Consider the following 17,794-nt stretch of genomic DNA (forward strand, 5'->3'; position numbering starts at 1 on the left):
CATAGAACGCGCCCTGGACGGCTAGTCTCGGCGCGCGCTCCAGGCGCGGATCATGCCGGCCTGAAAGAACGGAATCGGCGCGGTAAAGCCGGCCTGCCGGATCATCGCCTCAAGGTTGTCGGCCGGTAGCACGGCAACGTCACGATGATAGGCCTGCTCCATCCGCGCCACCACCTGCGGCGTGACGGGTTCAGCGGACAAGACCTGTGCCCAGAGCGTCATTAGCCGGGCTTGCTGTTGCGGATCGGCGCGGGCGGTCAGGTCAGAGCTGGCGAGAATACCGTCCGGCTTGAGGCGGGCGGCAATTTCCTTGAAAAACCCGATACGTGCCCTTGGGTCAAGGATGAACTGTGAGACGAGAAAGCTGGTAGCAGCATCAAACTCAGTCTCTTTTGGCAGGCTGTCCAGGTAGCCGGTATGAAAATGACAACGCTCGGCAACGCCTTGGGCTGCGGCGTTGCGGCGGCACTCCTGCATCATGGCGCTTGAGGGTTCAACCGCGGTGAAGCGCCATTTCGGGTGGCGCGCGGCCAGATACAGCAACTCCTGCCCGGTGCCGGCGCCGACACACAGCAGGTGCGCGTTCTCGGGCAGCTCGCCGAGCACGGACTCCAGCAGAAAATGCAGGCAGTCGCGGATGGGCGCCTGCCGCGCCCACTGCTGGTCGTAGCCTGCGGCTTGCTGATCAAAGAGTGCTTCCAGCTCCTTGCTGTTCATTGGGCGGCCTCAGGAATTGTCATTCCCTCCACCATAGCGCAGCTGTCAAGCCACCCTGAAGCCCTGCGCCAGCGCCTGCAGCTCGCCCGCCAGTTGCGCCTGGCTGTCGGTTACCTGAGAAATTTCCCGCGAGCCGTTGAGGGTTTGCAGGGAGGTTTCGCGCACCGACGTCATGCTGCGAGAAATATCCCGCGTTACGGCAACCTGCTGTTCGGCGGCGGAGGCAATCTGCGAGGCCATGCCGGAGATGCGGTCAACGTCCTGCAGAATGGCGGCCAGGGTGTCTTCGAGTTTTTCGGCTTCATCGGCGCTGAGGTTGGCCAGCTTGTGGCTGTCGGTCACGGCGCCACGCACGCTGTCGGTGATATCGCGGAAGCCGCTGATCATGCTTTCAATCTCGACGGTAGAGTCGTGGGTCTGGCGCGCCAGGTTGCGCACCTCATCGGCCACCACGGCAAAACCGCGTCCGTGCTCTCCTGCCCTGGCCGCCTCGATGGCCGCGTTGAGCGCCAGCAGATTGGTCTGGTCGGCCACCGCCTTGATCACGTCTATTACTCGAGCGATGGACTCACTGCTGGTTTGCAGGCGTTCCATCTGGTCGTTGACCTGCTCGATGGAACCCGCCAGATGACGAATGCGGGCAACACTCTGCTGCACCACCTGCCGCCCGGCTTCATTGCGCGCCGAGGCATCTTGCGCCGCTTCTGCCACCTGCTGGGTGTTGCGCGAGATTTCTTCCGAGGTGCTGGACATCTCCTCAGCTGCCGCGGCCACCTGATCAACCAGCGCCTGTTGTTGGCCTACCTGATCGGCGTTCTGGCTGGCGGTGGCGCGGGTCTGCTCCGAGGCCGAGGCCAGGCGCACGCTGGTCTCGTCGATCTGGCTCAGGGCACCGGAAAAGGTGTCGATCAATCCATTCAGCGCGCTGCCGATCAGCCCCATCTCGTCTTGGGAGCACACCCGCGTGCGCACAGACAGGTCCTTGCGCTCCATGATGTGCCGAAAATCACCCAACAGCTGATTCACCTGGCCGGAGACGCCCATGATGATCAGCAGCGCCAGCAACAGCACCGCGCCCATCACCACACAGCCGATGATCGCGGCTTGCCGCAACTGCGCCCGGGCCACAGCGAGGACTTTGTCTGTGCCCCTTTCCATGTCTGCCGCCAGTTGCTGCTTGAGCTGATACACGCCGGCTACGGCGTCACTGGCGCTATCAAACCATTCGATATTTGCCATACCAAGAAAGCCGTACTCAGACCCGATCAAGCGCTCGCGCAGCGCATTGAACGCCACGCTTTCCGGTTGCTGCCGCAACGCTTCAAGCTGACCCTGCATGCCAGGCCCCACCAGATCAGCCGCTACATCCAGCAACGCCCGACTGCTTGCCTGCGCGCCGCTCACCTCGCTGGCCAGTGCGAGCGACACGCTGCCATCGCTGAGCACTTGCGCGCCAGCAGCCATCTCACGTGCGCCCCATTCGGTTGCTTTGCTCAGCGCCAGGAAGGCACCCATCATGCGCGTCAGGCGCGGCTCATTGGCACGCAGCAGAATCTCGGGCATCAGGTCGATCAAACGCGCTACCGCATCGCTGTAGGTCTGATAGGCCAAATCAGCCGCAACGTCTTCACGCATGATGCGTTCACGCAGCGGCGCCAGCACGTCAAGTGCCTCGTTAATCTGCGCCAAGCCGGCGGCTACTGCGGCGCGATCATTGCCTTCCAGTGCCTCAATGCCAGAGCGCAATCCAGCCAAACTGGCGTCAGTCGCAGTGCGCTGCGCTTCAAGACGCTCCACCACACGCCCATCAGCGCCGCCAGTGGCGATAAACAGCGCCGTCAGGCCGCGCTCTTTCTGCAGGTTCTCGAGCGCCGGGTCGGCGGCGAGCGCCAGCTCGAACAAGGCGCGAGCCGACTCGGTGCTTTGCAGGTGGGTATAGCGATCCAGAACCGTGGAGCCAGAGAAATACAGCGTGCCCGCCAACGCCGGCAGGATGAGCAGCAGCAGCTTGCCGCGCATGGAGGTGTTACGAAGCATCGACAACATGGTGACAGACCCTGAGAAAACCTGACTGATTGGACAGGTGCCTCAGCAAGAAGAGTGCCATCACTTTGCCGCGCAGCTATGCGGTCTGTGCGGGCCACGCGAGCAGGTGGCGCACCAGTTCAGGGCTGGTATGCCACATAACGAACCAGAACACAGGGCTGGCCCGTCAGGCCTTGTGAGCGCCCATGGCCTTAGCCAACGCCGCCTGGCCGCCGCGTGCCAACCCCTCGGCGGCACCGGCAACATCCTCTGGCGACTTGTTCTGGCTCAGTTTGGACTTGCCCGCCAACCTATCTATCTCGATCTCTATGCCGACAATGGCTGCCAGCATCTGGCTGATGTATTCGCGGCTTGAGTCGGTCATTTTCCAGGGGCGCTGCTGGCCGCTGGCAACCTCGTGTTCCCGGGTCAGGCGTGCCACCAGGCCACGCACAAAGCGTTCGTCGTCGCGCAACCGAATGCGGCCATGGGCATGCACCACCTGATAATTCCAGGTGGGCACCTGCCGGTGAGCCTCATGCTTGCTCGGATACCAGTTGGGAGAGATATAACCCTGCGCGCCCTGAAAGATCACCAGCACCGGCATGCCATCAACAATCTGCCCAACCAGCGGGTTGGCGCGGGCCAAATGTGCCTGCAGCGTGCCCTGCGCCCCCTGCTCGGGCAGCAGTTCAAAGGGCACATGATTGGCATCCAGCCCATCGGGCCCGCTGGTGACCAGGGCGCCCAGCGGGTTAGCGGCGATAAGGGCGTGCAGCTCACTGCTGTTGTTTTCGGCAAAGTGCTCAGGCAGGTACATGGACTAGTCTCAGAGGGCGAACGTCTGCTCGAGATAATACACCCCAACGCCAACAACAACCGGAACAGCTAGCGTGCAACAGTTTACCCCGGCCGGCATAGCTGCGTGGTTTGGGTCAGCACCTATCTGGCAAAATCAGCCTCGCCTAGGTAAAGTCGACAGCCCCCTCGCCGCGCTTTAGCCCAAGCGCAGCCCTCCCCCAGCTCATCAGGAGAGTCCATGCGTCTGTGTGTTTTCTGTGGTTCCGCCCCCGGTAACCAACCCGACTATCTTGCCGCCGCCCAACAGCTCGGTACTGCGCTCGCCAACGCCGGCATTGGGCTGGTGTACGGTGGAGCCCAGGTTGGCCTGATGGGCGCGGTGGCGGACGCGGCGCTGGCCGCTGGTGGCGAGGTGATTGGCGTCATTCCGCGTCACCTGGTTGAGCGCGAGCTAGCCCACGAAGGCCTGAGCACCCTGCACGAAGTCGGCTCCATGCACGAACGCAAGGCGAAGATGGCCGACCTGTCTGACGGTTTTATCGCCCTGCCCGGCGGCGTCGGCACCTTTGAAGAGTTGTTTGAAGTCTGGACCTGGGGCCAACTTGGCCACCACCAGAAACCCTGCGCCCTGTTCAACGCCGTGGGCTACTACGACAAGCTGATCGCCTTCCTCGATCATGCCGTCAACGAGGGCTTTATGCGCCAGCCCTACCGCGACATGCTGATTGTCGACAACCACGTCGACACCCTGCTCGACAAGGTCAAAGCCTACACACCGCCCAGCGTTGCCAAGTGGGTCAAGACCGGAGAGCGCTGAGGGTAAAACGGCTGCCTGCTGAATTAGCCGGCCACACCGGCTGACAACTGCTGCAGGCGGCCGTAACCGACGCGCGTCAGCAGCAGCAGGTTAACGGTTGTCGCATAAACCTGCTGAGACTCCTTCAGCTGCGCGATCAGCTCGGCGTGCTTGTCTGCTGGCAGGTAAAAATAATCCACGCCCTCGCGCAGCTGTGATTCGCAACGTCGAAACGCCTTGAAGGCGGTGCCTTTGGGCGCTGCGTTGAGTAGGTCGAGCTGGCGTAGGCTCAGGGTATCAACACCAGCATAAAAAATGGGGGTCATCGGAGTGGGCATCGGCAATCGTGCGTCTGAGGGCTAAAAACAGGCTGAGTATACGTGCGTTTGCCATTGCTCACCTGCGTTGCTTTGGCGATGAGTGCCCGTTGCGGATCTCAACGGAGTTGCAGTTCAGCCGCCAGTCAGCCAAAAAGCCGCGGCCCGATCAGCTCAGTACAGTTGCACTCGGCTATACTGCCGGCCCTTTACCTCTGAGCCCGAGCACGCCATGACCGATCAGCCTGATTCCACGCCCGACGCGCCTGCCAGCCGCAGCCTTGGCGCTCTGTTTTCGGCCGCCGCCAACACCACTAAACAGGGCGCTGCGCCCCAGCCTGGCAAGGGGGTGGATCGGCATGCCAAACGCGTCCACATGCCGCCGCGCGGGACTCGCCGCTCGATGGGCAAGCGCTGAACAGGTCACCTACCCACCGGCCGCTTGCCGCTTACAGCGGCAGTGCAAAGTGGAAACTGGCGCCCTCTCCCGGGCGTGACTGCACGCCGATATGACCGCCGTGCAGTTGTACCACTTCCTTGCATAGGGCCAGTCCGAGGCCCGCGCCACCCTTTTTGCCGCCCCCCTGAACAAAGGGCTCGAACACCCGACTCTGCTGGCTGTAGGGAATACCTTCGCCGGTGTCCGTCACGCTGAACACCACGCGCTTGCCATTGCGCCTCACCGCAACACCGATGCTGCCCCCCACGCTGCTATGCCGCAGGGCGTTGGCCAGCAGGTTGTCCAGAACACGCTCCAGCTGTCGGCAATCAAGCCGGGCAACGGGCACCTCCGCATCGATATGCGAGTGCAATGAAACCCCCTGTTGCTGCGCCTGGGTTTCAAAGCGATCAACCGCCGCCGCTACCAACTCTGCCGGATCGCAGGGCTCCAGCTCCAGCTTTTGCAATCCGTTCTGGTAGCGCGAGAAGTTGAGCAGGTCGTTGATCAGGTCGACCAAGCGGCGCATCTCCTCATCTACGGTATCGAACAGGTCCTGCTCGCGGCTGCCGGGAGTGAACTGCAAACGCTCCTGCAGCAGGGCAAAAGCCATATGCATACCGGTGACGGGCGTGCGCAGTTCGTGGGAGGCGCGCAGCACAAACTCGCGGCGTACGCGCTCGAACGCTCTCAGGTCCGTCACGTCGCGCAGCACCATTACCGCGCCCTGCACCCAGCTGTCGTTGCGCACAACCGGGGTCAGGCTGTAGTCAAGCAAACGGGTTTCACCCGCTACCTGCACGGCCAGGTCTTCCTGCTCGCTGCTGAACGCATTGCCTGCCAGCACCTCACGTACCTGTTCGTCCAGCTCTGGGCGACCCATCGCTTGCCCAAGGGTTTGGCCCAACTCCCGTGAGTCCCAGTTCAACTGGCGCCGGGCTACGGGGTTGAAGTGGTCAACGTCGCCGTCCTGGTCCAGGATCAGCAAGCCGTCATCAATGCTGTCGAGCACTGCCTGCAAGCGCCGCTGTTCAGACTGCAGGGCTTCCAGGTCGGTACTTTTGAACTGCCTCAGGGCTTCGGCCATGGCACCAAAGCGGCGGCTGAGCGCAGCCACCTCGGTGATCGGTGACAGGGGCAGCATCACATTGAAGTCGCCCTGGCCGATACGGTCCGCCGCCTGGGCCAGGCTTTCGATCGGCCGCCCGAAGCGCTGGGCAATGCTGTGGGCCGTCAACAGCCCCAGCAAAAGCACCGCCAAGCCGATCAGCCCCAGCAGCACGGCAATCAGCCAGGCCCGCTGATGGGCAGCCTCTTCAGCCGCCTGAACGTATTGCAGATAGCGGTGCTGCACCTCGTTGATGCGGTCGCGCATGGCGGCAACATTGATACTCAAGGTGCTGTCTTGCAGGATGTCACGACGCAGCGTGGTCGGGCGCTGCAGTACCTGATCGTAGACCTGATAGGCTCGGCTGATCTCGCTGACCGCCTGACGATCAATGTCGGTACGTGCCTGCTCGCCAGCCACTATCAGCCAGTCCTTGAAGCGCCGATCCGACTCGGTCAAGGCCGAGCGATCCAGGCGCTCGGCCAGCAACAGAGTGACCTGACGGCCGATCTCCTGACGCATACCCATGGTGGCTTTGAGGATGCCGATATTGTTGCTTACTGTCAGGCTTTGCGACTGGGTCAGACTGAGCACCCCAAACATGCCCACCAGCAAACCGACCAGGGCCACCGTCAGCAATGCGCTGCTGCTGAGAAACAGCTGGCTGCGCAGCTTCATAGGCCAAACTGCTTACGCTTGCGGTACAGGGTGGAGGCGTCTATCCCCAGGGTTCGGGCAGCCTGCTCCAGCGTTGGGCTGGCAGCCAGCACGGCGGCGATGTGCGCCTTCTCCAGTTCATCGAGGCTGAGATTGGCACCCACCCGGGGCGCGGCGTTGTCATCCCCCTCCACACCCAGGCCCAGATGCGCCACATCCACCCGCTCTTCGTTGCAAATGATGCTGGCCCGCTCGATAACGTTGCGCAGCTCACGGATGTTGCCTGGCCAGTCGTGGTTGAGCAGCGCGTTCTGGGCTGCATCACTGAAGCCACAGGCCGGCCGCGCATAGTCTTTGACGAAGGCCGCCAAAAAGCGGTCTGCCAGGGCAAGGATGTCATCGGTACGCTCGCGCAGTGGCGGCAGCGTCAGGGTGATCACATTGAGGCGATACAGCAAGTCTTCGCGAAAGCGCCCTTCCTTGGCCATCTCAGCAAGATCGAGATTGGTGGCAGCCAGAATCCTCACATCGGCGCGACGGGTAACCGGATCACCGACACGCTCGTATTCCTTATCCTGAATAAATCGCAGCAGCTTGGGCTGCAGGGTCAATGGGAAGTCGCCAATCTCATCCAGGAAAAGCGTCCCCCCGTCGGCCTGATTGACCCGCCCCATAGTGCTTTCGCTGGCACCGGTAAAGGCGCCCTTGGTGTGGCCGAACAGTTCACTCTCCATCAGCTCCGCGTTCAGCGACGGGCAGTTGATGGTCACGCACTCTTTCTTCGCACGGCGGCTCCAGCCGTGAATCAGGCGAGCCAGCTCGCCCTTGCCGGTGCCAGACTCACCCAGAATAAGAATGTTGGCGTCGGTACCTGCGACCTGACGCGCCGTTTCCAGCACGGCCATCATCGCCGGGCTCTGGGAATCCGGGCTGACGCGGGTCTGGCGTACCTCCTCTTCCAGGGTTTCCAGCCGCGCGGCCAGTTGGCGGGCTTCCAACTGCTTGGCTGCAGACATGCGCAGTTGATCGGGGCTGCAGGGCTTGACCAGGTAATCCGCCGCGCCTGCCTGCATGGCGTCCACGGCGGTGTCGACGGCCGAATGCGCAGTCACCATCACCACACGCATCCAGGGTGCGATGGCACGCATTCGGGCCATCACATCCAAACCGCTCTCCTCACCCAGGCGCAAGTCCAGAAAACACAGGTCGAAGACCTGGCTATGCAACACCGATTCGGCCTGCATACCGTTGCTGGCCGTTGCGACCTGATAACCCTCATCTTCCAGGCAGTAGCGAAAGGTACGCAGAATCGCGGGTTCATCATCTACCAGCAGAATACGTCCGTTGCTTTGAGCTGCATCCATAGCGCTTGTTATCTCCGAGGCCACTGACACTACCGCGTGGGTCATGCAAATTGCACGACCCAGCGCGGCGCATCTTGCAAACTGCACGCATGGCAATTTGCAAAAAACTTTTAAGTAACTGTTTTATAAGGATTTATAAATCAAAAAAACACTGGCACACCGCTTGCTCCAGTAAGCGTACAACACCAGAAAAGGCCAGCCAAAAGCGAGCCTTTATACGGATATTGACTGGAGATAACCGTCATGCGCAGCGCCAAACCCATCGCACTGCTGAGCCTGTCTACCGCCCTGCTGTGCTCAGTGTCCATGAGCATCCAGGCAGCCGACCCTGCCCCTAGCATGGAGCGGTATCAGGCCTCGATAGTTCAATCCGCCGACGACGCCAGCATAGTCAGCACCCTGCAATCGCGGCTCGCCTGGCATGGTAACACGGCCGGAATCGACATCCGGGTGAGCAGCCACAAGGGCATGGTTAGCCTGAGCGGCATAGTGCCAGCCGACGGTGACAAGCGCGTCGCAGTCGCCACTGCGCTACACACCCCAGGGGTGGTCAGCGTGGACGCCAGCCAACTGCACATTGGACGCACACGGCAGGTCAGTGAAGCTCGCTGGCAGCAGCCACGACTGCAGCAGGCCAACCGCATGCAACTGTAAGACCCGAGGGAAAAGGAAAAACCATGTCTCTGGAACCCAAAACTGCGATCTACTTCCATATAATGGAAGCCACTCGACCCGGAGCTTTTGACAACCTGCTAACCGAGCGCACGTCCGCCACACCGAGGAGATCCCCCATGTACAACTGGGCCATCGCCTTTCTTGTAATGTCTCTGGCCGCCGCCGTCTTTGCCTTGGGCGGCTTCGATGCACCCTACGATCAAATCGGTGCCATGCTCAGCCCGCTGTTTCTGGGCCTGGCCGTAGTCGCCGCTGTCGTGGGCAAACGCACACGCCATCGTCAGTAACAGCTCCGTTGCCACCGTCCGCGCAAGACACACTCCCTTCCCTGCAGCAGCTGCCCCGCGCGCAGTTGCCGCTGGTCAACCGCTTCTACCGCGCGTACCAACGCGGCATGAAAGCCCGTGGCGACCAGCACGTCTGGACCCTGCGAGCACCACACATTTGCGCCGCCGTTTGCCTGCAGCCCGTTGAAAGCGGTTATTGGCTAACCTCCCTCCTGGTAGCACCAGACCTGCGCGCCCAGGGCTTGGGCAGCCATCTGCTACAACAGCTGCGCCGTCGTGTTTCTGGCCCGATCTGGCTATTTTGCGCGCCGTCTCTACTCCCCTTCTATCAAGCATGCGGCTACCAGCCCACAGCGACGCTGCCGCAGCCGCTGAGCTCGCGCCTGCAGCGCTATCAACGCACCAAGTCGCTGATAGCGCTGGTCAGCACCTGTACCTGAACAGACCCTGAGCAAAGCAATGGCAGGCTGCCATCAAATGCGCCACAACGCTGTAACACGCGCACCAAAGTAGGGCAATCAGCTTTCCAGCTTCACCATCCGAAACCGCATGAGGCATACAATAAAAAACGCAAGCCATTGATAAATATAGAAAATAAAAACATGGCAAGCTAAGTGCTATGGGAGCAATGCCAACGCACTTAAATCAAAAACCTACGGGGTAATACGTGATGATGAAGAAACTTGCAGTTGCCGTTGCTACCGCCAGCACACTGTCTTTTGCCAACATGGCCCACGCTGAAGCCTTTGATACGGCCATGGGCGAGTTTGACGTGAGCATGACTGCAACCCTGGCGACCGACTACATCTGGCGCGGTCAATCACAAACCGACGGCGCTGGCGCTATCCAGGGCAGCCTGGACATCGCCCACGAAAGTGGTCTGTATGTCGGCGCGTGGGCATCCAACGTCGACTCTGCCGACTTCGGCGGCGCAAGCGTTGAAATCGACTACTACGCTGGTTACGGCGGTACCATCACCGACGACATCAGCTACGATCTGTCCTGGGCGACCTACACGTACCCCAAGAACAGTTCCATCGACGTTGACGAAGCCCTGGCCAGCATTAGCCTGTACGGCCTGACCCTGGGTGCCAAATACGCATACGACCCGCAGAGCGCGCTGTACACCTACGTAGGCTATGACTTCTCCCTGCCCTACGACGTGGGCCTGAGCCTGCACTACGGCCTGACCGACACCAAAGACCCGCTCAACGGTGTTGATGGCGACGAGAAGTACGGTGACTGGGCCGTTACTCTGGGCAAAACCATTCTGGGTCTGGACGTAGCCCTGATGTACAGCGACACCGATCTGGGTGACGACTGCGGATACTCCAGCCAAGATTCCTGCGACTCCAACGTAACCCTGTCGGTCTCCAAGACCCTGTAATTCGCAGCCTGACAGGCCGCTCCTGCTCCCGGAGCGGCCTTCATTCAGGCAACTGCTCGATCAGCATTGCACCGCCGCTTTCGCGCTGTACCACGGCAGCTCGACGCGGTGGTTTTTTGTGCTGCCAAAACAACAAAACCGGCCAAGGCCGGTTTTGTTGTACTACGCATAGCAGCGCAGAATGATCAGGCGCGCGGCAAGGTCACCCCGCGCTGCCCCTGGTACTTACCACCCCGATCACGATAAGAGGTTTCGCAGGCCTCATCGGACTCAAAGAACAGCATCTGCGCCACACCTTCATTGGCGTAGATCTTGGCCGGCAGATTGGTGGTATTGGAAAACTCCAGGGTCACATGCCCCTCCCACTCCGGCTCCAACGGCGTGACGTTGACGATGATGCCGCAGCGCGCGTAGGTGCTTTTGCCCAGACAGATGGTCAGTACATTGCGCGGAATGCGGAAGTACTCAACCGTGCGGGCCAGGGCAAAGGAGTTGGGCGGAATAATGCACACGTCACTCTGGATATCGACGAAGCTCTTGTCGTCAAAGTTCTTCGGGTCCACCACCGCAGAGTGAATATTGGTGAACACCTTGAATTCGTCGGCACAGCGCACATCGTAGCCGTAGCTGGAGACCCCGTAGGAGATAACCCGGTCACCCTCGGCACCACGGATCTGGCGCTCGACGAAGGGTTCAATCATCCCCTGCTCCTGGGACATGGTGCGGATCCAGCGGTCAGATTTGATGCTCATGGTGAGTCCTGAGTGATCTGTACGAAAAAGAGCCAGCATGTTACCGGGTTATAGGCAATGACAAAAGACCGGCATCAATCCTCGCTGATGCTGATCTCCGGCATAGCGCCGGCGCCATTCAGCGCCGTAATGCGCGCGGCGGCGTGGCGCGCCATATCCTGATAAACCATGCTGATCTGACACTCGGGCTCAGCCACCACGGTCGGTTTGCCGCCATCGGCCTGCTCGCGAATCATCATCGACAACGGCATCGAGCCGAGCAACTCCACATTATATTGCGCGGCCAGGCGCTCACCGCCCCCCTCACCAAACAGATGCTCGGCATGACCGCAGTTTGAGCAGATATGAATAGCCATGTTTTCCACAACACCAAGCACCGGAATGTTTACCTTCTCGAACATGCCAATGCCCTTCTTGGCATCCAGCAGCGCCAGATCCTGCGGCGTGGTCACGATCACAGCGCCGGTTACCGGCACCTTTTGCGCCAGGGTTAGCTGGATGTCTCCGGTGCCCGGCGGCATGTCTACCACCAGATAATCCAGGTCGTCCCAGGCGGTCTGAGTGAGCAGTTGCATCAGCGCACCTGAGACCATCGGGCCACGCCAAACGACTGGCGTGTTGTCATCCACCAGAAACGCCATCGACATGACCTGAATGCCGTGGGCGCGGGGCGGCACAAACCATTTGCCTTCGCGGGTTTCCGGGCGTGTGCCTTCAGGCAGGCCCAGCATCAAGCCCATACTGGGGCCGTAGATATCGGCATCCAGCACGCCGACCTTGGCGCCCTCGCGCGCCAGCGCCAGCGCCAGGTTGGCAGCTGTGGTGGACTTGCCCACCCCGCCCTTGCCAGAGGCCACGGCGATCACGTTTTTGACGTTGGCCAGTGCTGCCACCTGCCCCTGAACCGCACCCGCCTCGATCTCACAGCGCACGCTGACCTTGGCCGAGGTGACACCATCAACATTTTCCACTGCCATTTGCAGCATCTGCGCAATACCGCCGACCAGACTGCCGGCGGCGTACCCCAGCACCAGCTCCGCTTCAACCTGCCCACCGCTGATCTCCAAACGGCGCAGGCAGCCGCAACTCAGCAAGTCGGTTTTCAGGTAGGGGTCCTGGTATTGGGCCAGAGCCTGTTCAACGGCAGCGCGATCAAGGGTCGACATGACGGGGTTCCGAACAAGATAAAGAGGCCGCTATGCTACCGAGCAGTACAGCCCAACGCAAAGCGGCCCGCCGGTAGGCCGGCGGGCCGCTGCTTACAACGTGGTAACGCGATGGATCAGGCGGCGTCGGCTTGCGGCTCGGCGCCAGCCTCTTCTGCCTCGTCGCCGGACTCCTGCTCAGCCGGCGCTACCTTGGCGGCGTCGGCCTGCTCAACCTGCTCAATCAGGGTGTTCATCAGGCGAGTACCGCGCTCACCCACCATCTCGGCGAACACGTCGCGCACCGGCAGGCTGCGCTCGCGGAAGGCTTCACGCTCTTCGGCGCTCAGATACACCAGCTCGATATCGCTGTTCTCGGTGATGATGTCCAGACGCTCGGTGTTCAGGCGGGTCTGCACCTCGTGAATCCACGGCACCAGCTCAACCACAGCCTCTTCAACAACATCCTTGCGCTCTTGGCTCAGGCCGTCATACCAGTCGCTGTTGGCCATGAAGGTGGCGATGAACTGCGCCTGGTTGGCGAAGATCAGATAGTCCTGAACCTTGTAGAAATCCATCTCCTGGTGAGCAAATACCGGCTGGATGTTGCCGTCCAGCTGGCCCAGCTGCATACCGCTGAACAGCTCGCCGTATTCCATGGTGGTCGGGTCAGCGCCATAGGCGCTGTAGGTTTCGCGCAGCAGGCGGTTATCCATGGTGCGGATTGCCAGGCCGTCAAAATCTTCAGGGCTGCGGACCGCCTTGTTGGCACTCCATACCTGCCAGCCTTCCGGCACGATGGCCAAGGGCTGCAGGCCACGATCACGATAGGAGGCAACCAGGTCTTCGTTCTTGCGGAAAGCCGGGGCGTTGAGAATCTCGGTGTTGGTCTTTTCGTCGTCGGTCAGCACGAAGTTCAGACTGAACAGCTGCGACTCGGGGACGGTGCCGCCCAGAAAGCCGGAACCAAAGGCGAACTGCACCGCACCGGACTGCACCTGATCATAAATGTCGGTCAGACCACCCAGCTGGCCGTAGGGATACAGCTTGACCTCTACTGCGCCGTCGGTCTTGTCCTTGATCAGCTCAGCAAACTTGGCACCGTATTCGTACTGCACGCTGCCATCAATCTCTTCCAGGGCAAAACCCCATGTCTCGGTTTCTACTTCGGCAGCCGCGGTCGGCTCCTCTGCTGCAGGGGCGGTATTCGATGCCGTTGGCTCCTCCTCGGAACCACACGCCGCCAGCATGATCGCTGCTGCACCAATACATCCATTGCGCCAATTCATGGAACACTCCTTATCAACTGTTCTGGATTCCTCACGAACCTTAACACAGCACAACCGCATGTCCACGCCGTGCAAATGCCTTTTAGATGGGTTAAGGTCAAAAAAGGCGCCAAAATACCGGACCAGATCGCATTCTGACTGCAGCGTCCCTTTCAAGACACTGCACGCCAGAGCCATGCCGATACCGTCCTACTGGTCAGCCCGGAGACGACTAGCCACACAGGAAAAAATGCATGCCCCAGCCAGCCGAGCCGTCGGCAAGCCAAACGAGCAGCTCGCTGCTGCTACGTCTGCTGGGCGCGGTAGACCGCGTTACCGAGTGGGTGGAAAAGATCATCCTGGGCAGCAGCGTGCTGTTTCTGGCTGGCCTGCTGATCGCGCACGTACTGGGCCGGCAGCTGCTGGGCAGCGGCGTGACCGGCCAGGTCGAGCTGACCCAGATCAGCCTGATCATCATGACCTTCGCCGGGCTCGGCTACGCCGTACGCCGTGCACGACACATCAGCATGTCTGCCTTCTTTGACCAGCTCAGTGGCAAGCCCCGCAAGGCACTGATGATCCTTATCGCGCTGGGCACCGCCGCCTTGATGTTCTACCTGGCCTGGCATGCCGCCGCTTACGTGATGACCATCCATGAGCGCGGCCGTACGTCTTCTGCCTTGCAAATTCCGCTGTGGATTCCCTACCTCGCCGCCCCCGTCGGTTTTGTCCTGGCGGGCATTCAGTTTGTGCTCACTGCCGTGCGCAACCTCATCTCACCCGAGGTTTACCGCTCCTTCACCGAGAAGGATGAATACGACGCGATCCCGGACGACGGCGCACTCTGAACAAGGCTACGGACCCATGCTTACCCTGACCTTCATAACCATGATCGTGCTGCTGGCACTTGGCTTCCCGATGATGGTGCCGCTGCTGGTGGCGGCGTTGATGCTGCTGTTTCTGGTCATCGATCTGGGCAACGTCAGCCTGCTGATGGGCCAGATGATCAGCGGCGTGCAGTCCTGGGCACTGGCGGCCGTGCCGCTGTTTATCTTTGCCGCCGACCTGATGACCCGAGGCCACACAGCCAACCGCCTGCTGGATCTGGTGCAGAGCTTTGCCGGCCACTTGCGCGGCGGGCTGCCAATCACCACCGCTGCCAGCTGTACGCTGTTTGGCGCAGTGTCCGGTTCCACCCAGGCTACCGTGGTGGCCATGGGCGGCCCCATGCGGCCCAAGCTGCTGGAAAAGGGCTACTCGGATACTTTCAGCATTGCGCTGATTATCAACGCCAGCGATATCGCCCTGCTGATTCCGCCGAGTATCGGCATGATCATCTACGGGGTCATTTCCGGCTCATCGATTGGCGACCTGTTTATCGCCGGCATCATTCCGGGCTTATTGATCCTGCTGCTGTTTTCCATCTACTGCTGGATCGCCTCCATCCGCATGGGCATTGCCCCCGAACCGAAAAGCGATTGGGCCACACGGCTACTGGCGCTGCGCAAGGCGGTACTGCCGCTCGGCTTCCCGCTGGTGGTGGTTGGCGGAATTTACGGCGGTCTGTTCAGCCCAACGGAGGCTGCAGCCATCGCGGTGCTCTACGCACTGATTCTTGAGGTCGTCATTCTGCGGGCGGTAAAGCTGCGCGAACTGTGGGATGTAGCGCTGTCTACCGGGCTGATTACCGCCGTTGTGTTCATCCTGGTGGCAGCCGGCAACGCCTTTACCTACGCCATCTCCTTTGCCGGTATTCCGCAGGCCATTCTGGACCCGGTGATCGCCAGCATCGGCGACAACCAGACCCTGGTGCTGGCACTGATTGCCGTTTCCTTCTTTGTAGGCTGCATGTTCGTTGACCCCATCGTGGTCATCCTGATCCTTACCCCGCTATTCAAACCAGCGGTTGAGGCAGCGGGGCTGGACCCAGTGCACGTGGGCGTCATCGTCACCCTGCAGGCGGCCATCGGCTCGGCAACGCCACCCTTCGGCTGTGACATCTTCACCGCCATGGCAATCTTCCGGCGGCCCTACTTTGATGTCATTCGCGGTACCCCACCCTTCATCTTCATTCTGCTGTTGGCCACGGTGCTACTGATACTCTTCCCCGAGATTTCCCTGTGGCTACCCTCTCTCGCCCAGGACTAATAACAAAACGCCATTAACTATGGCGTTTTTGTCCTGTCGAATTTGAGAATTGGCGCCGATATTCTGACTGGCCGCGTGCGCAGCAGCCCACGGTGAACCTCACCGGGCCGCTCTAGGCCGCATCGCGACAACAACAAACCCAGCGCCCGTGGAGAGACGCATGATATCCGACCCCCGTTCCGAGGCGCTTTCGTCTCCCACCCCGGCAAACGACGCAAGGGGTCTGCTGCCCCTGGCCGGCCTGGTGGTGTGTGAGCTATTTCTGTTTGCCGCCGTTTTACTCAGCACCAGCGGTGTGCTGTTTTGGGCCGCCCTGGCCATGCTAATCCCCACGCTGGCCTTCACCTGGCAACTGCGCAGCACAGGGGGCAGCACGGGCTCGCTAACCGCCAGCCTTAGCCGCATCAACGGCAACCAGATCGACCTGCGCCTGACCGATGAGAAGCGCAGCGATGACCCCGCCACACAGCAGTACGCCGCGCTGAACGAGCGCCTGCGCGGCATCATGCTTGAATTGCAGCACAATAGTCTGGGCACCGCACTGGCCTCAGCCAACAGCCGGTTGCTGGCCGAACAGGCCGCCCGAGACGCGCAAAGCCAGCAGCAACTCTCCGAGCTGATATTCCACGCCAGCGAGCAGACCACCAGCGCCCTGCAAGACATCTCGCACCGCGCTACCGGCGTCACCGAGGTCAACACCCGCAACCTGGAGGTGGCCCGTCAATCGCGCGAGCAGATGGGCGATGCGCGCAACAAAATGCAGCAGATCAGCGGCGCCATGAGCGGTTTCAAGGACAACGTCAACGCGCTCAACGCCACCTCGGCAAAAATTCGCGACATCCTTACCACCGTGCAGGACTTTTCTGCGCAAACCAACATGCTGGCACTGAACGCCGCCATCGAAGCCGCCCGTGCGGGCGAACAGGGTCGCGGCTTTGCCGTGGTAGCCGATGAAGTACGCAACCTGTCGTTCAAGGTCGGCAACGCGGCAGAACAGATCAGCCAGCTGATGGAACAGATGACCAGCGCGATGGCCGATGCCGACGCGCAAACCCTGGGCATGCTGGAGCAGACCGAGTCCACCGGCCTGGCTGTCAGCAGCGCGGCAGACCAGTTTGACGCCATGGTTGACGACTTCCAACGTGCCAACGATGACCTGCTGATGGTCAGTAGCGCCCTGGAGGAGCTGACCGCAACCAACGCCGAAACCCTGCAGCACGGCGGCGAGATCCGAGACCTGAGCCTGACCATCAGCCAGCACATGGAAGCGACTCACACCCAGGCCGATGCCCTACGCGACAACACCAATCTGGCGCTGCGCTCGCTGGCCGGCTTCCGCCTTGGCGAGGGTCAGCTGGAGGCCGTCACCGAAGTGCTCATGGGCCGCCGCAAGGATATCGAGCAGCGTCTTGATGCACTGGCCGACAGCGGCGTAGACCTGTTCGATCAGCAGTACACACCCATCGCCAACACCAACCCGCCGAAGCACGACACCCGCTGGGCCGACGCCTTTATTGAACGTATTCGTCCGCTGCTGGACGAGTGGGACAAGGGCGGCAAGGACGGCATCGTGTACACCGCTGCCGTCAACGAGAAAGGTTACCTGCCGACCAGCCGCAGCGCCTCGTCCCAACCGCCAACCGGCGACCCGCGCGTTGATGCGGCGCGCAGCAACTACAAGCGCTTTGCCGTTACCAGCGAATCCGACCTGCGCATCATGGCCAGCTGCACCTACCTGAACATGGGGACCTTCGTCCTGCCCGGCACCAGTACGGTGATCTTCGTGCTTTACGTACCGATCTTCGTCAAGGGGCGCCGCTGGGGCACGATGTCTTCCGCGATTGCACCGGCGGCGTTGGGACTCTGAGCGCCGCGGCAAGCTGCAAGCTGCAAGCTGCAAGCTGCAAG

The 17,794-nt window shown here is 61.1% G+C and carries 18 protein-coding genes; 9 read left to right on the forward strand and 9 right to left on the reverse strand.

Translation table 11 applies throughout. The features are described from left to right. Positions 1-21: 21 nt before the first annotated feature. From HV822_RS02180 to HV822_RS02190, 3 genes are all read right to left on the reverse strand, one after another. Positions 22-717 (reverse strand): class I SAM-dependent methyltransferase, encoded by a 696-nt coding sequence (locus tag HV822_RS02180; protein WP_238872030.1) that lies wholly within the window; start codon positions 715-717, stop codon positions 22-24. 45 nt (positions 718-762) lie between these two features. Continuing rightward, a complete protein-coding gene (locus HV822_RS02185) occupies positions 763-2,763 on the reverse strand; it encodes a methyl-accepting chemotaxis protein (protein WP_238872031.1) in 2,001 nt (666 codons plus the stop codon). A gap of 166 nt (positions 2,764-2,929) precedes the next feature. Beyond that, entirely contained in the window at positions 2,930-3,562 is a 633-nt protein-coding gene (locus HV822_RS02190; protein ID WP_238872032.1) for an FMN-binding negative transcriptional regulator, read from the reverse strand. Between the two features lie 219 nt (positions 3,563-3,781). Between HV822_RS02190 and HV822_RS02195 the strand changes: the two genes are divergently transcribed. Next, a complete protein-coding gene (locus tag HV822_RS02195) occupies positions 3,782-4,360 on the forward strand; it encodes an LOG family protein (protein WP_238872033.1) in 579 nt (192 codons plus the stop codon). A 23-nt stretch (positions 4,361-4,383) separates the two neighbouring features. Here the strand turns inward: HV822_RS02195 and HV822_RS02200 are convergent, their stop codons facing one another. Further along, positions 4,384-4,665 (reverse strand): ORF6N domain-containing protein, encoded by a 282-nt coding sequence (locus HV822_RS02200; protein ID WP_238872034.1) that lies wholly within the window; start codon positions 4,663-4,665, stop codon positions 4,384-4,386. A gap of 223 nt (positions 4,666-4,888) precedes the next feature. Between HV822_RS02200 and HV822_RS02205 the strand changes: the two genes are divergently transcribed. Next, positions 4,889-5,074, forward strand: a complete 186-nt coding sequence (locus HV822_RS02205) for a hypothetical protein (protein ID WP_238872035.1) — start codon at positions 4,889-4,891, stop codon at positions 5,072-5,074. 31 nt (positions 5,075-5,105) lie between these two features. Here HV822_RS02205 and HV822_RS02210 read toward each other — a convergent pair whose 3' ends face one another. Both HV822_RS02210 and algB read right to left on the reverse strand, forming a co-directional pair. Then, entirely contained in the window at positions 5,106-6,881 is a 1,776-nt protein-coding gene (locus HV822_RS02210) for an ATP-binding protein (protein ID WP_238872036.1), read from the reverse strand. After that, positions 6,878-8,224 (reverse strand): sigma-54-dependent response regulator transcription factor AlgB, encoded by a 1,347-nt coding sequence (gene algB / locus HV822_RS02215; protein ID WP_238872037.1) that lies wholly within the window; start codon positions 8,222-8,224, stop codon positions 6,878-6,880. Before algB ends, HV822_RS02210 begins: the two co-directional genes overlap by 4 nt. 243 nt (positions 8,225-8,467) lie before the next feature. Between algB and HV822_RS02220 the strand changes: the two genes are divergently transcribed. From HV822_RS02220 to HV822_RS02235, 4 genes are all read left to right on the forward strand, one after another. Further along, positions 8,468-8,878: a BON domain-containing protein gene (locus HV822_RS02220; protein WP_238872038.1), complete on the forward strand. Its 411-nt coding sequence runs from the start codon at positions 8,468-8,470 to the stop codon at positions 8,876-8,878. A gap of 137 nt (positions 8,879-9,015) precedes the next feature. Then, on the forward strand, positions 9,016-9,186 hold the full coding sequence (locus tag HV822_RS02225) for a DUF1328 domain-containing protein (protein WP_238872039.1): 171 nt from the start codon (positions 9,016-9,018) through the stop codon (positions 9,184-9,186). Positions 9,187-9,194: 8 nt separating this feature from the next. After that, positions 9,195-9,626, forward strand: coding sequence for a GNAT family N-acetyltransferase (locus HV822_RS02230; protein ID WP_238872040.1), 432 nt, complete (start codon positions 9,195-9,197; stop codon positions 9,624-9,626). A 233-nt stretch (positions 9,627-9,859) separates the two neighbouring features. Further along, entirely contained in the window at positions 9,860-10,573 is a 714-nt protein-coding gene (locus HV822_RS02235) for a TorF family putative porin (RefSeq protein WP_238872041.1), read from the forward strand. Positions 10,574-10,758: 185 nt separating this feature from the next. Here the strand turns inward: HV822_RS02235 and dcd are convergent, their stop codons facing one another. From dcd to dctP, 3 genes are all read right to left on the reverse strand, one after another. Beyond that, positions 10,759-11,325, reverse strand: a complete 567-nt coding sequence (dcd, locus tag HV822_RS02240; protein ID WP_238872042.1) for a dCTP deaminase — start codon at positions 11,323-11,325, stop codon at positions 10,759-10,761. A gap of 74 nt (positions 11,326-11,399) precedes the next feature. Continuing rightward, positions 11,400-12,491, reverse strand: a complete 1,092-nt coding sequence (gene apbC / locus HV822_RS02245; RefSeq protein ID WP_238872043.1) for an iron-sulfur cluster carrier protein ApbC — start codon at positions 12,489-12,491, stop codon at positions 11,400-11,402. A gap of 116 nt (positions 12,492-12,607) precedes the next feature. Beyond that, positions 12,608-13,759: a TRAP transporter substrate-binding protein DctP gene (dctP, locus tag HV822_RS02250; RefSeq protein WP_238872044.1), complete on the reverse strand. Its 1,152-nt coding sequence runs from the start codon at positions 13,757-13,759 to the stop codon at positions 12,608-12,610. A 233-nt stretch (positions 13,760-13,992) separates the two neighbouring features. On the opposite strand from dctP, the gene HV822_RS02255 reads away from it, so the two are divergent. The 3 genes from HV822_RS02255 (at position 13,993) to HV822_RS02265 (ending at position 17,753) form a co-directional block, all read left to right on the forward strand. Then, complete coding sequence (locus HV822_RS02255) at positions 13,993-14,586, forward strand: TRAP transporter small permease (RefSeq protein ID WP_238872045.1); 594 nt, start codon at positions 13,993-13,995, stop codon at positions 14,584-14,586. Positions 14,587-14,602: 16 nt separating this feature from the next. Further along, positions 14,603-15,886 carry a TRAP transporter large permease gene (locus HV822_RS02260; RefSeq protein WP_238872046.1) on the forward strand — a complete coding sequence of 428 codons (1,284 nt, stop codon included), beginning with the start codon at positions 14,603-14,605 and terminating at the stop codon, positions 15,884-15,886. A 160-nt stretch (positions 15,887-16,046) separates the two neighbouring features. Then, positions 16,047-17,753: a methyl-accepting chemotaxis protein gene (locus HV822_RS02265; protein WP_238872047.1), complete on the forward strand. Its 1,707-nt coding sequence runs from the start codon at positions 16,047-16,049 to the stop codon at positions 17,751-17,753. Positions 17,754-17,794 lie beyond the last annotated feature (41 nt).

The organism is Halopseudomonas maritima (assembly GCF_021545785.1).
GTDB lineage: Bacteria > Pseudomonadota > Gammaproteobacteria > Pseudomonadales > Pseudomonadaceae > Halopseudomonas > Halopseudomonas maritima.

Coding starts and splice junctions, on each gene's coding strand:
- HV822_RS02235 (WP_238872041.1), top strand. CDS start 9,860: ATGAAGAAACTTGCAGTTGCCGTTGCTACCGCCAGCACACTGTCTTTT.
- HV822_RS02225 (WP_238872039.1), top strand. CDS start 9,016: ATGTACAACTGGGCCATCGCCTTTCTTGTAATGTCTCTGGCCGCCGCC.
- HV822_RS02220 (WP_238872038.1), top strand. CDS start 8,468: ATGCGCAGCGCCAAACCCATCGCACTGCTGAGCCTGTCTACCGCCCTG.
- HV822_RS02265 (WP_238872047.1), top strand. CDS start 16,047: ATGATATCCGACCCCCGTTCCGAGGCGCTTTCGTCTCCCACCCCGGCA.
- dctP (WP_238872044.1), bottom strand. CDS start 13,759: ATGAATTGGCGCAATGGATGTATTGGTGCAGCAGCGATCATGCTGGCG.
- HV822_RS02210 (WP_238872036.1), bottom strand. CDS start 6,881: ATGAAGCTGCGCAGCCAGCTGTTTCTCAGCAGCAGCGCATTGCTGACG.
- algB (WP_238872037.1), bottom strand. CDS start 8,224: ATGGATGCAGCTCAAAGCAACGGACGTATTCTGCTGGTAGATGATGAA.
- HV822_RS02255 (WP_238872045.1), top strand. CDS start 13,993: ATGCCCCAGCCAGCCGAGCCGTCGGCAAGCCAAACGAGCAGCTCGCTG.
- HV822_RS02180 (WP_238872030.1), bottom strand. CDS start 717: ATGAACAGCAAGGAGCTGGAAGCACTCTTTGATCAGCAAGCCGCAGGC.
- HV822_RS02195 (WP_238872033.1), top strand. CDS start 3,782: ATGCGTCTGTGTGTTTTCTGTGGTTCCGCCCCCGGTAACCAACCCGAC.
- HV822_RS02190 (WP_238872032.1), bottom strand. CDS start 3,562: ATGTACCTGCCTGAGCACTTTGCCGAAAACAACAGCAGTGAGCTGCAC.
- apbC (WP_238872043.1), bottom strand. CDS start 12,491: ATGTCGACCCTTGATCGCGCTGCCGTTGAACAGGCTCTGGCCCAATAC.
- HV822_RS02260 (WP_238872046.1), top strand. CDS start 14,603: ATGCTTACCCTGACCTTCATAACCATGATCGTGCTGCTGGCACTTGGC.
- HV822_RS02200 (WP_238872034.1), bottom strand. CDS start 4,665: ATGACCCCCATTTTTTATGCTGGTGTTGATACCCTGAGCCTACGCCAG.
- dcd (WP_238872042.1), bottom strand. CDS start 11,325: ATGAGCATCAAATCTGACCGCTGGATCCGCACCATGTCCCAGGAGCAG.
- HV822_RS02185 (WP_238872031.1), bottom strand. CDS start 2,763: ATGTTGTCGATGCTTCGTAACACCTCCATGCGCGGCAAGCTGCTGCTG.
- HV822_RS02205 (WP_238872035.1), top strand. CDS start 4,889: ATGACCGATCAGCCTGATTCCACGCCCGACGCGCCTGCCAGCCGCAGC.